General features: G+C 58.5%; 10 protein-coding genes. 5 read left to right on the top strand and 5 right to left on the bottom strand.

The window, feature by feature from the left end; translation table 11 throughout:
• Nucleotides 1-155 precede the first annotated feature (155 nt).
• Nucleotides 156-668 carry a DciA family protein gene (locus tag G449_RS0109020; protein ID WP_022658987.1) on the top strand — a complete coding sequence of 171 codons (513 nt, stop codon included), beginning with the start codon at nucleotides 156-158 and terminating at the stop codon, nucleotides 666-668.
• Nucleotides 669-1017: 349 nt separating this feature from the next.
• Nucleotides 1018-1395: a hypothetical protein gene (locus G449_RS0109015; protein ID WP_022658986.1), complete on the top strand. Its 378-nt coding sequence runs from the start codon at nucleotides 1018-1020 to the stop codon at nucleotides 1393-1395.
• A gap of 255 nt (nucleotides 1396-1650) precedes the next feature.
• Here G449_RS0109015 and G449_RS0109010 read toward each other — a convergent pair whose 3' ends face one another.
• From G449_RS0109010 to G449_RS0109000, 3 genes are read right to left on the bottom strand one after another with little or no spacing between them, the layout of a single operon-like run.
• A complete protein-coding gene (locus G449_RS0109010; protein ID WP_022658985.1) occupies nucleotides 1651-2946 on the bottom strand; it encodes a TRAP transporter large permease in 1296 nt (431 codons plus the stop codon).
• 11 nt (nucleotides 2947-2957) lie between these two features.
• Complete coding sequence (locus G449_RS0109005) at nucleotides 2958-3440, bottom strand: TRAP transporter small permease (protein ID WP_022658984.1); 483 nt, start codon at nucleotides 3438-3440, stop codon at nucleotides 2958-2960.
• 55 nt (nucleotides 3441-3495) lie between these two features.
• A complete protein-coding gene (locus tag G449_RS0109000; RefSeq protein ID WP_022658983.1) occupies nucleotides 3496-4596 on the bottom strand; it encodes a DctP family TRAP transporter solute-binding subunit in 1101 nt (366 codons plus the stop codon).
• 430 nt (nucleotides 4597-5026) lie between these two features.
• On the opposite strand from G449_RS0109000, the gene G449_RS0108995 reads away from it, so the two are divergent.
• The 3 genes from G449_RS0108995 to G449_RS0108985 all read left to right on the top strand — a co-directional run bounded on the left by G449_RS0108995 (nucleotide 5027) and on the right by G449_RS0108985 (nucleotide 6473).
• A complete protein-coding gene (locus G449_RS0108995) occupies nucleotides 5027-5431 on the top strand; it encodes a thioesterase family protein (protein ID WP_027180853.1) in 405 nt (134 codons plus the stop codon).
• A gap of 101 nt (nucleotides 5432-5532) precedes the next feature.
• The gene (locus tag G449_RS0108990) at nucleotides 5533-6075 is read left to right on the top strand and encodes an NADPH-dependent FMN reductase (RefSeq protein ID WP_022658981.1); all 543 of its coding nucleotides are present in this window, start codon (nucleotides 5533-5535) and stop codon (nucleotides 6073-6075) included.
• An 83-nt stretch (nucleotides 6076-6158) separates the two neighbouring features.
• Complete coding sequence (locus G449_RS0108985) at nucleotides 6159-6473, top strand: hypothetical protein (RefSeq protein WP_159060462.1); 315 nt, start codon at nucleotides 6159-6161, stop codon at nucleotides 6471-6473.
• Here G449_RS0108985 and G449_RS0108980 read toward each other — a convergent pair.
• Both G449_RS0108980 and G449_RS0108975 read right to left on the bottom strand, forming a co-directional pair.
• Nucleotides 6462-8528, bottom strand: a complete 2067-nt coding sequence (locus G449_RS0108980; RefSeq protein ID WP_159060461.1) for a hypothetical protein — start codon at nucleotides 8526-8528, stop codon at nucleotides 6462-6464. The two genes, G449_RS0108985 and G449_RS0108980, sit on opposite strands and share 12 nt — an antisense overlap.
• 213 nt (nucleotides 8529-8741) lie before the next feature.
• Entirely contained in the window at nucleotides 8742-12293 is a 3552-nt protein-coding gene (locus G449_RS0108975) for an FAD-binding and (Fe-S)-binding domain-containing protein (protein WP_022658978.1), read from the bottom strand.
• Between the last annotated feature and the right edge of the window lie 275 nt (nucleotides 12294-12568).

Raw genomic sequence — 12568 nt, 5'->3', positions numbered from 1 at the left:
TGTCCAGTTTCAGTAAATCAAATTTGATTGATGTAAGTATCAATATATCAGCATATAGTCAATATGTTCAAAACAGGCATAGCCAGAAGTCCGCGCCCAGCAACACCCGAATCCCAGCCAGGATCAGGGTCATCGCCTGTTTTCGAGGAAGGATAATGGCCGTATTCCGCAAACGACAGAAAGACTCTCAGCCCGTACACGCCATGGAGGTCATGACCTCCGTGATGGCGGGGCTCGGCGCGGCCCCCGGCCAGGGAGAAACGCGAGCGCGGTTACAACAGCTCTGGCTCAACTGGGGCATGGTCATGGGGCCTGATCTTACGCCTTTGGCGCGGCCCATGGGGCATCATCGGGATGTTCTGCTTATCGGGGCAGAGGATGCCATGCTGGCGCAGGAGCTGCACCTTATGGCGGGCGAAATGCTGGAGAGGGTCAATGCCTTTATGGAACAGCCTTTTTTCAGCGCCATAAAGGTCAGCCTGCTCATGGGCAAGACCGGGCTGGACAAGGCCGCAACACGGAAAACAGCAAGTGCGGATAAGCCAGCGCCCCGGTTGCGAGCACCAGAGCCTCTGCGCGCTGATGGCGTATATCTGGAGGCAATGGATCCTGCATCGCCGGTGGCGCGAGCCTATGCGCGCTTTATCCGGCGGCGGCGCACACGCTGAGCAGCCGACGGTAAGACCCGCCAGAGCCGCAACCGCAATGCGTGTTGAGAGCAACGAGCGCTCCGGACAGAAAAGCTACCTGTGAGTGCCCTTGCCTTCTACCCTCGGTTTTATTCATGGCAAGCGCGGTATTCCATTTTCTTTAGGGTAAACCGCAAAAGAAAACATATCTTTTTTAAGCATATATATCGGTGTGTTATAAATTTTAATTGCACTTTGTGCATGCGATTTTGTTGTTCGCTTGCTGCGCTTTATTGACAACGCTTCTGGTGCAGTGCTAGTTTTCCCCAACGTTAACTGGGGATTTTTGTGGCCATTGTTTGATGGTCTGAGCCTGCGGAGGGAATGAATGGACGTGCAGAAAACCATGGAAGACATTTGCCTGAAACAGGACAACGGCTGCGACTTTGCTTTTTGCGGTCGTCTTTTTTCGGAATGTTCCTGGTATGACGAATCGCTTGGCACACTTACCCGCCAAAAGCTGTATGTGACCGAAAGCAATGAACAGATCTATTACATTGTTCGTTCCAGCGGTCAGGAGCGCAGCCGTCACGCCTACAAGCTGTTCATGCGCGGCGATGTGTGCGTGATCCATAACGGCGTGACCGAAATGGCCCTCCAGTTTGACATGCTCATGCTGGCAGTGCGTGGCCTGTGCGGCCTTGATTCTGGCGCGACCCCTTCGCTCTCCATGGTTGAAGAGATGCTCAAGGCAGCCAATGCCTGATTTTTCCATATAGCCGCAGTCACCGCGTATGCGTTGGCGGCAGCAACCTCCACATGAAACGGCCCTCTTTGCGAGGGCTTTTTCATTTTCTGCTTTCCAGATGTCTTGGGCCACACCCTGCGAGTGACCGCAGTATCCATAAACGTGTGCTGCGGGGGGCTTGGCAATGCCTTGTCCGGTCTTAGGGGGGGCTGAAGTCTGGCTCTGCATTGGTGCCCGACCCCAAATCACGGCGGGGCCGGGCACTGTGTGTCATCAATACAGGCCCAGCAGCTTGGGCATAAAGGTGGAGAGTTCCGGGAATGCGGTTATGACAGCCAGAGCAAGCAGGGCAGCGCCAATGAGCGGCAGGGCCGCTTTGCTGATCTGCTCCATGGTCAGGCCGCTGATCTTGGCCCCTACGTACAGATTAACCGCAACAGGCGGCGTAACCTGCCCCACGGCAAGGTTGGTGGTCATCATGATGCCGAACCACACAGGGTCCCACTGAAAATGCGTCATAATGGGCAGCATGAAGGGCAGAAAAACATAGTAGATGGAAATGGCGTCCAGCAACATGCCCGCAAGCAGCAGGATGATGTTGATCATGAACAGGACAATCCAGGGATTTTCCGAAACGCCCAGCAGAACGCCAGAACATTTTTCTACAAGCCCCACGGTTGATCCCACCCAGGAGTACAGGCCTGCGCAGGTAACCACAATCATGACAACGGCCGTGGCCTTGACGGTTTCAGTGAGAATTTCAACCATCACCGAAAGGCTGTTGATGGTGCGGTAAATAAAGACGCCCACAAAGAGGCCGTAAAAGATGGCAACCGCAGCGGCCTCGGTGGGGGTAAACACGCCGCCGTAAATCCCGCCCAGAATAACCACCGGGGTCATGATGCCCCAAAAGGCCTCGCGCAGAGCCTTGCTGACAGGCTGTTGCCGCTCCTTGCCCTTGTACCCGTGCTTGCGGGATATGAGCAGCACCGCGCCCATAATGAATACGGCGACCACAACGCCGGGGATAAAACCAGCCGCAAAGAGCGCAGGCACAGAAACATCCGCAACACCGCCATAAACGATAAAGGCAATGCTTGGCGGGATGACGATGGCAAGCCCGGAGGTAACGGAAACCGTTGCGGTGGCAAAGGCTTTATCGTAGCCAGCCTTGGCCATGCCGGGAATAAGAATAAGACCCAGCGCAGCAACCGTTGCAGGGCCGGAGCCGCTCACAGCGCCCCAGAAGGTGGCAACCGCAACCGTTGCGACTGCCAGCCCGCCTGTCATGGAGCCGACCAGCGCTTCCATAAGCGCCACAATGCGGGCGGCAATGCCTGCGCGCTCCATGATGTAGCCCGCCAGAATAAAGAAGGGGATGGCCAGCAGGGGAAACTTGGCTATTCCTGCAAAAAAATTGTAGGAAAGCATGTTAAGTCCCATATCCCACTTCCACACCACAGCGAGGGCGGAAAAGCCCAGCGCCAGGGCAATGGGCACCCGCAGCAACAGGGGGATGATGAAAAGCGCCAGCAGCCAGAATGCGGGATCGTGTAACAGGGAATCCATAGTCCCGCCTCCTAAAAGTTGTTGGCGCGCTGGTCTTCAACGGCCCTTTGCGCAATGCGGAAAATGATCAGCAGGGAAAACGCGGGCGTGGCAATGGTGTACCACCACACCGGAATCCCCAAAGCTTCGGAAGTAGCCTCAAGGTCAATTTCGTCCAGCACTTCGGTGAGCCCTGTCCAGAACAGAGCGCCAAAAAAGCATACCGCCAGCAGCACGGAGCCCCAGTAGCATGCGCGGCGAAAACGCAAGGGCAGTGCATTGTACAGGGCGGTCATGCCCAGGTGTCCGCCTTCGCGGAATGCCCGGGCTGTTCCCAGCATGGTTATCCAGACGAAAAAATTGATGGTCAGTTCTTCTGTCCAGGCAAAAGAAAAAGAGGTGCAGTAGCGCACTACCACGTTGATAAAAGCAATGGCCGCCATAGCAGCCAGCATGAACGATCCCAGGTAGTCCTCAAACCGTCTGTCCAGCAAACTCCACATGTTCTTGCCCATCCCTGAAAAAAGCCCCCTCCTGAGCCGCTGGCTGCAAAAGGGGGCTATTGTTATGCTATTTCGCAGCCGCCATGTCCTGCTCTGCCGCTTTGACAAGATCGGCCCCGATCTTTGCAGTCCACTCATCGCGCACGGCCTGTGTGGCCTTGAAGAACTGGGCAGTCTGCTCCGGGCTAAGGCGTGTCACGGTCATGCCATGCTGCTCAAGGCAGGCATAAGGATCGGTAATTTCCGGGAGCTTGCCGATTTTTTCAAGGTAGGCCTTGGATTGTCCGTCATCCATGCCCAGGCGGGAGAGCGCCTTGCCGTACAGCTCCATCTCCTTGGCGCAGGCCAGCAGAATCTGCTGGTCTTCAGGCGAAAAGCTCTTCCACACGCCGGGGTTTACGCCCAGCATCAGGGGGTCGATGACGTAGTGCCAATCACAGAGGAATTTATGATAGTCCCATATTTTCAGGGGGATGTTGATGCCGTTGGTGGGATTTTCCTGCCCGTCCACAACACCCTGCTGAAAGCCCGTGGTGGCTTCGGCCCAGTTCATGTTGACCGGGTTCGCGCCCAGAGCACGAAACGTATCAATAAAGATCGGGCTGCCCACCACGCGAATTTTCAGGCCCTGCATATCTTCAGACTTGGTGATGGGGCCTTTGCTTGTGGTCATTTCGCGGAAGCCGTTTTCGCCCCATCCGAGGATTTTGACGCCCTTGCTTTCAACGGCGGCGATCAGCATTGTACCAGACTTGCCGGAGGTAACGGCGTCTATGGCTTTGTAGCGGTCGGGCTGCACAGCCATGAGAAATGGCAGGGCTGTGAGGTTCAGTTCCTTGATCTGCGGCGACCAGTTGATCGGCGATGCCAGGGCAAAGTCAATGGCACCATTGCGCAGCATGAGAAATTCGGAAGTCTGCTTGCCTGCCAGCAACTGGCTGGAGGGGTAGACCTTGATATTGATGCGCCCGTTGGTGCGCTCGTGCACCAGTTCCGCAAAGCGGGCTGCCGTGAGGCCCCACCCGGATGTTGCGCCGGGTACCACGCTGAGTTTGTATTCCGCCTTGTAGGCCGCCGCAGCCGCCTGTTGCGGCAATGCGGTCAACACGCCGCCCGCCAGCAGGCAGACGAACACAACGCCCCATGTCCAACGCAAAAAGCCCTTCATAAAACGGACTCCTCATCAAAAAGGTGAACGAAAAGGCCTTGCTCGCAAAGAATTGCGCGCAAAGAACAAGAAAGCCGCGCCGCTTGGAGCGCGGCAGCTTTGTCGTGAAAACGAGATCCTTAAGGCAGCCTTGTGGGCCGATGGACGCCGGCAGGTGTTGCAGCGGGGCTTGTGGCCGGGCGTTGCCGCTGCAATGTACCCTCGGTAAAAAAAGATCACGTGCAAGGTTTTGGTAATGATGCCAGACTTATGCTTGGGGGTCGAGATTTTTTTAAGCGGCAGCATCATGCTCAATGGGCATATTCAGGGCGTGGGGCAATCGTGTTGAAAGCGGGCAGCAAGTCATCTATCATCCACAAAGAATGAAAATACGCATGGCAGTTGCCGCGAGCGCCTGGCATGCACAATGTTAAAAGCCAGCGAGGCAGGCATGAGCAATACTATTACGCCCGGCATGAACGGCACGGCAGAAACCACTGTTACCGAGGCCATGCTGGCAAGCACGGTGGGCAGCGGCAAGGTCAGCGTGTTTTCCACGGCCATGATGGTAGCCTGGATGGAAGGCACCGCCGTGGATGTGGTGCAGCCATACCTGGAAGAAGGGCAGACGACCGTAGGAACCGGCATCAGCGTCAGCCATGTGGCAGCGACGCCGCAGGGTATGAAGGTGCGCTTTACCGCAGAGGTAACCGTAGTTTCCCCAAATGGCAAAGGCCTGAGTTTCAGGGTGGCTGCCTATGACGAAACTGGGCTGATCGGCGAGGGCACCCACGAGCGCGTGGTTGTGAACAAAGATAAATTTGAGAGCAGAACCAGGGACAAGGCAAAAGCCTGACAAACGACCCTCCCTGCGGGATTTCGGCGGCACTGGCATATGGGCTTTTGCCTAAAAACACAGTAAACTACTCGTGTCTATGCAACCCTTAAGGAGTAGTTATGGGCAACCTTACCTTTGTCGGCATATCGGGCAGTCTGCGCAAGGCTTCGCGCAATACCGGGCTTTTGCGGTGCTGCGCAGCGCATCTTCCTCAGAATGTAAGCCTTGAAATTGCAGATATTTCCGCTCTGCCGTTTTACAATGCGGATATTGAAAAAACCGCTGTGGTGCAGCGCCTCATTGATCTGGTGAGCGCAGCGGACGGGCTGGTTCTGGCCTGCCCAGAATACAACTATTCTCTTGCTCCCGCGCTGAAAAACGCGCTGGACTGGCTCTCGCGCGAACCCGACCTCGCGCCCCTTACAGGCAAAACCGCCTGCATCGTGGGCGCTGGCGGCGGCATGGGCACATCGCGGGCGCAGTATCATCTGCGCCAGGTATGCGTGTATCTGAATCTGCACGTGCTGAACAAGCCTGAGCTTTTTTCCAACGCTTTCACGCCTGCCTTTGCTGATAACGGCGATGTGCAGGATGAAGGCCTTGCGGGTCAGGCAACGGCCCTCATGCAGGCCATGACCGACTGGACGCTGCGGCTGAAGTAGCCCCCGTATCTGCCAGCCCCGTGGACAGGCCGCTGCTTCGGCAGTGGCTTTCTGCGGGGCTGCGCGTTGGCAAGGAAACGGAAATGGCTGCCAGTCAGGAAAAAGACGCACAACACTTCAGGTACAACAACCGCAGGGGTGAGCGCATGCCGGGCATGAGTCTGCTGCTGGACGCGTATGCCCTGGTGGATTGCGGCGTAGCGGAATCCATCGCGCTCCAGAAGGAGCTGCCAGCCTGCGGGCCGTGCCTTGGGCAAAATAGCCTGATCAAGCCGACGCAAGCTGACCGCCAAACCACGCCAGCCCAAACTCGCCAACCAGCTCAGGCTGGTCAGACCAGCCTTGATCGGCTCCTGCGCTTGCGCGCATTTGCAACGTTCGGCTGGTCAGGGTTTTGACAAATCAAGCCGGTGCATGGGGCCGTTGTTCAGGCTCACAAAAAGGCCCAGCGGGGCATTGACTGCCTGGCTCACGGGCACTGCCAGATACTCGCCGACTTTCCAGCCTTCAGCCTTGAAGTGGATTTGTTCGCCTGCCAATGCGGTCAGTATTTGCTGATAGGCGGAGCCTCCGGCAGCGCTGCCTGCAAGCACCCGCAGATCCAGAATATGGGATGCCGCCAGCCCTTGCAGAAATATGGGCATAAGCCTGCGCCAGTCCGTTCTGTTGAGCCGCAAAACCGCAATGCGCTCAATCTTTGAAATATCCTGCCCGTGAAGCACCAGCCACAGATCACTGAACGTGGTGGTAGCCGCTGTGGGTGGTACGTTTGACGGCGCGCCATTGGCGCGCACCAGCCACGCCGCGTCAATTCCCGCATCTTGCAAGGCCTGCGGCAAGCCCAGCGTTACGGGCTTTTGCGCGGCCATGTCCGCAGGTGCCTCCAGCGCCGCCACGGCTGCGGAGGCCACGGGCGGCGCGCTGTATACGCCGCCAAGGCCCAGCATCCAGGCTGCCCAGAGGTTGGGCCATGTTTCAGGTTGCGCTGGCAAGGCCTCATCCATCTGTACAGGAAAGACCATCGCCGGAATACTGCGCTGCACCACAGGCAGGGGCAGGTTCGTGTCAATGGCCCGTTTGCGCGCGCCAGGGCGGTAGATTTCGCCAAGCAGGCCGAAGCGCGGCGGCGCATCCTTTGGCTGGGCGGCATCACCCAAGGCATGCAACGTGTCGTAGCGTTCCTGCAATTGCAGCCCAAGGTGGAGCATGCTGCCGTTGGCGGCATTGGTCATGGTGTTGCGCCAGTTGGAACTGCTGGCAAGCAGAGCCAGCAGGGGAATAAGCAGCGCAGCCATGAGCGCCCGTTGGGGCAGCCGCGCCAAGGCGCGTTCCACAGAAGGGAACGCGTTCAGCAAGCCCCAGAGGGCAAAGCCCCAGGCATAGGCTGAAAAAATGGTCAGACCTGCGGGCAGTTTGCCAGTGGAGCTGATGGTCACATCGCTGAGGGCATGCAGCACGGTAAGCAGGGCTGACAGCCCCAGATACGCGGCTATGGCCAAAACTGCCATTAGCAGGCCGGAACGCGCAGTCCCCTTGCCCACGATGGAGCATTGCCCGCGCATGCCGCGCAACACAAGCACCAGCAGCAGAACAGCCCACGGCCACAGGCCGTCAAAAAACCAAAAGGCCACCTGCCGCCATTCGTCAAAAGCTGCGGCAAGCTGGCGCAGCTGTATGTCTGTGCCGATATGGCGGGCAGCCCTGCGCACCTGATTGCCCGGAGCAAGAAAGGAAAACAGCAAAGCCCCGAAAACCCATATCCACAGAACGCTTAAATGGCGCAGACGGGTGCGGGCGTTTTGCGTGCCATCGGGTTCCGTCTCTCTGCTTGCAAAGCGATCCGCAAGAGCCAGCAGCACAGCAACCGTGCATGCCGTCAAAGCCGCCAGCGCCGAATGTTCAAACACTCCCACAGTCAGTACACCCACCATGATGGCCTGACGCCGCGCCTTGCGGGCCTCGGTTGTCGGAGCGGCCCACAGGCGGCACAGCATCCACAGAAAGACAAGGGTCGTGGCTTGCAAAAGGCCCATGGTGAGCGCATCTGTCAGCAGGTAGAAGTTGGGCAGGCTCTGATGACCGGCAAGCACCACAAGCACGCCCAGCAGCCCGCAAAAAGCGGCCCCGCCGTGCCGGACGCTTACCACCCGCGCAAGGCCGAACAGGCCAAGGCCGAACAGCGCCGCCACGCCGGCGCACACAAGCCCGTAAAGGGGGCGGATTTCGCCCGCCTTGCCAAGAAAAACCGCCAGAAAGTGGTAGGTGTAGCGTCCGCTCCAGGTCAGCCATTCGCGGGCAATTTCATACAGCCCGCCGGGCAGATCAAAGGGGAACATGGCTCTGGTGACTTCATCAAAGTCATCCCCGCGCGGAAACAGAAAGCCAAAGGCATAGGCAAAGGGCAGCAGCACCACCACCAGCGCCACCCACCATCCCCAACCGGGAGCAGGCAAGGTAAAAGTATCCGCCTTAAATTCAGGGGCCGGGGATTTACCGCTGTGTGCGGGGCAGGAATCGGCAGGGTGCGCCATATGCTGACAGACCTTGTGTTTGCGCGGGAGGCCCCGTAACCGGAACCCCCCGCGCTGTATTTTGGGAATGTATGCTGGCCTCACCAGAGGCAAGAGGCCGAGTCTGCATGTGCAAGCCGCCTGATGATAAGGCAGTTATTTTACGTCAATAACGCGCACTTCGCCGCGCATTTCGTTGACTTTTTTGCGGAAGGTCTGGCGGCGGTCTTCGCCATCCACCTGCCCGGCCAGCCATTCTACCACGTGCATGACAGGGCGTTTGTCGCGCATGTTGATGAGGCAGCGGCCAATACCGATCTTGCACGAGGGGCAACCCACAATCACGGGGCCGTCGTTGCCCTGTTCAAAGGCTTCGCCAAGGCGCAACTGTTTGCGCGAACGCAGCAGGTTGTAGATGTCGGGCGAGGTCATGGCGCCCATGCCCGACTCGCCGCAGCAGCCGGGGTTGAGCGCAATCTTGGCACCGCTGAAGTCGCCCAGCGCCTTGATAATCTGCTTTTGTCCCTTGATCTTGTGCACATCGGCCCATTCGCAGTGGCACGCGCCGTGGTACAGAACCGTTGAGCCTTCCGGCAGGGGAGACTTGAGCTTGTCCTTGTCCAGCAGGGGCAGGGTAAGCTGCCCCACATCGCGCAGGGTCAACTGCGGGAACTGCGTTTCCATGTGCAGGCGTTCAAGACCGTCACGGCACGAGCCGCAGGCTGTGACCATATGCTTGCAGTCAAAGCCCAGCTTGGCAAGATTGCGCAGCATGGAGGCCAGATACTGCCGGTTCTGGGCCATGTTGTCTTCAAAGGCCGTATCCATGCCCGCAGCCAGCAAGGGGAAGCCGCAGCACATGTGCCGGGGCGGCACGGCTACGGCAAAGCCGGCCTTGAGCAGAAGCATGATGGACGAAACGCCGATGCGGTCATAGAACAGCGCGCCGCCGCAACCGGGGAAGTACAAGACGCAGGGCATGCCCGGCGTTGGCTCGGCAGGCGCAAAAATGGAACCCCTGTGCAGTTTGAGGGTTTCATACAGATTTGTGTAGCCCATCTTGGGGCCGCGACCAGAAAAGAGCGGGCTTTTCAGACGGCGCTTCCATATTTCTGGCACAAAACCAAGGAACTTGTTCTGCATCTTCTGCCCGAGCGAGGCCATTTTGGCCGCCTTGGGCACACGGTGCTGAATATCGCGCGAGAGCCACTCAAGGGCATGTCCCTTGATGGGGTGGCCGCCAGCGCCTTCGTGTTCCAGCAGGGCGCGCAGGGTAAGGGCCACCTCGCCCGAGGGAATCTTGACCGGGCAGTTGGCCATGCAGCGGCCACAGGCGGTGCAGTGCTCCACAATATCGCGCAGGGCCTTGTGCAGGCTTTCCTCGATGCGGCCCTTGTTGACCTGGCTGTAGTACACGGCCTCCAGCAGCATGCCCAGCACCATGTTCTTGTTGCGGGGGTGGTACTGCATGGAGCGCTCGGGATAGCACATGGAGCATACCTGCTTGCACTTGCCGCAACGTGTGCAAACCTGAATGGAGGTGAGCAGGCTGATGAGCTTTTCCTTGTCGGGCAGGCCGCTTTCGCGAATATCGCGGATCAGGCGGTTGAACGAGAAGGTAAAGGGGCGCACCGGCAGTTCGCGAAAGACCAGCTTGGCCGGATTCATCACATCGCGGGGATCCACGCGCTCCTTGAAAGCGCGCAGGGCGTCCATCTTGTCTTTGCCGAAAAAGGCGATTTTGGTGATGCCTATGCCGTGCTCGCCCGAAACCTCGCCGCCCATTTCCTGACATTCGGCCATGATGCGGGCTGCGGTTTCTTCCGCTTCTTCAAGCATGTGGGCATCGTTGGAGTTCACGGGAATGTTCACATGGCAGTTGCCGTCGCCTGCGTGCATGTGGCTGGCAACCACAATGCGGCTGGCATCCATGTATTCCCTGATTTTGTCGATCTTTTTGGCAAGATGGGGGTATTTTTCCTTGAGCTTGGCAAGAAAGTCTTCTGAGCGGGCGGCCAGTTCCATATCCGAAATTTCGGTGGCGGCAACATCGCCCGAGGCAGCCTTGGAGGCCTGCGAAAACTCGCGGTTAAAGTCCTTGTCTTCCATGGGGAAGCCCGGCAGACGACCCACTTCCTGCAAGGCGTAACGGTAGGAGGCCGCCGTGCATTCCAGGTTGATCTGCTCGAGGAACAGCGCAAAGTCGGGGATGCGGTCCATGGGGATGACCACGTCTTCGTTCATCTTGAAGCCGGAGGTGCGCTTGGCAATGGCCGAGAGCTTGTGGCGGTCTTCCCAGAAGCGTTCGCCTTCCTTGTCATCAGCGGCAACGATGATGTCCACGTTGTCCTGCTGTTCCACAACGCCCACGATGTCGCCCACGCATTTGTCGAGCAGGTAGGGATCGTCGCCATCCACCTGCAGGATGATAACCGAAATGGGCGAGCCCTCGTATTTCTCGGACTTGCGCTTGTATTCAATGGCCTGCACGTACTTGGCGTTGAATTCTTCCATGGCCGAGAGGTGGGCGTAGTCGCCTTCCTGCCGGATGCGGTTGCGCAGGGCCACCAGCTCGCGCACCACGATGGCGGCGGGGTGCATGGAGCGGCCAAAGAATTCAAGCACCATGACTCGGCTGTACTTGGGCTTGGGGTGAACGATAAAGCAGGCTTCGGTAATAATGCCGTCCACGCCTTCTTTCTGCATGCCCGGCAGGCCGCCCAAAACCTTGTTGGTCACGTCCTTGCCAAGGCCCGGCAGACGGATTTCGTCGCCGCGCAGGTGCACCACGTTGCGCACGCCGCCGCTTACGTCCTTGACCACAAAGACGGCGGTTTCGTCAGGCAGGATCTTGTGGCGGGGGTGGTTTTCACGCTCAACGGTGATGATTTCACCTGTGGGCGTGACCATGCGCCACCACAACAGGTTATCCAGCGTGGTGCCATATTCAAAGGCGCTGGGGCCGCCCGCGTTTTCAGAAACGTTGCCGCCGATGGTCGAGGCCTGCTTGGAGGCCGGATCAACGGAAAACAGCGCGCCCGCGGTATCCACAGCGTTGATGACGGCCTGGGTGATGGCCCCTGCCTGACAGGTTACAGTCATGGCTTCAAGGTCAACAGGCCCGATGCGCGTCAGCCGCGTAAGGCTGACAATAACCGTGCGCTTGCGCGCGGGCACAGCGCCGCCGGTCATGCCGGAGCCGCCGCCGCGCGGAATGAGCGCAAACTTCATGTCGTTGGCAAGCTTTACAAGCTCGGCCACCTGCTCGGTATTGTCCGGTTCAACCACCAGCAGGGGCAGTTCCATGCGCAAGTCGGTGGCGTCTGTTGCCGATTCCACCATGGCGGCGGGATTGGTCAGAATGCATTCATCGGGCAAAACGCCGTGCAGGGCGTCCACCAGCTTGGCGCGGAAGGCGGTTTCGGCCTCGTGGGCCGACCAGAACATGGTGAGGCCTTCGCTGATGGCTGTGGCGTAATAGTGCGCCAGGGAGACCGATTCCTTGTCATAGCTTTCGCGCACGCTGGTGCGCACGGTTTCCGCATTGATAAAGGGGTTGTAGGCCACCAGAAAAAGTTCTTCGGCTATGGCGATGGCCAGGTTGCGTACAGATTCGGGCCATTCTGCAAAGTCATCAATGTTGATGCGCAGAATCCTGTTCACCACATAGTCGGGAGAAATGGAGATATGCGGACCCTTGTGGGGCATGACGTTCTACCTCGTAAAGCTCGATGAAGCTCTTGCGGCGTTGCCGCCGGTCAAATCCGTGAAGACAGGCGGGGCATGCTCAATCCACCTCCTGTTTTCCCGCGCATTGGCGAGTCGCCCAATAGCCGACCATGCCGAACCGATGCCCGTTGTGATGCGGGGTCGGGCGGCATGGCAGTTTGGAAAAAACTCGCGCTCTCGGCAGGCCGCAGGCCGCCGACACTGTTCAAACCCATCGGGCAAGCCGAAGGTCTGCAACGCGGGGGAAGCCTTTT

Origin of the sequence: Desulfovibrio desulfuricans DSM 642, assembly GCF_000420465.1 — a bacterium.
In the GTDB taxonomy this organism is placed as follows: domain Bacteria; phylum Desulfobacterota; class Desulfovibrionia; order Desulfovibrionales; family Desulfovibrionaceae; genus Desulfovibrio; species Desulfovibrio desulfuricans.
This window is presented reverse-complemented; position numbering and strand designations above follow the sequence as displayed.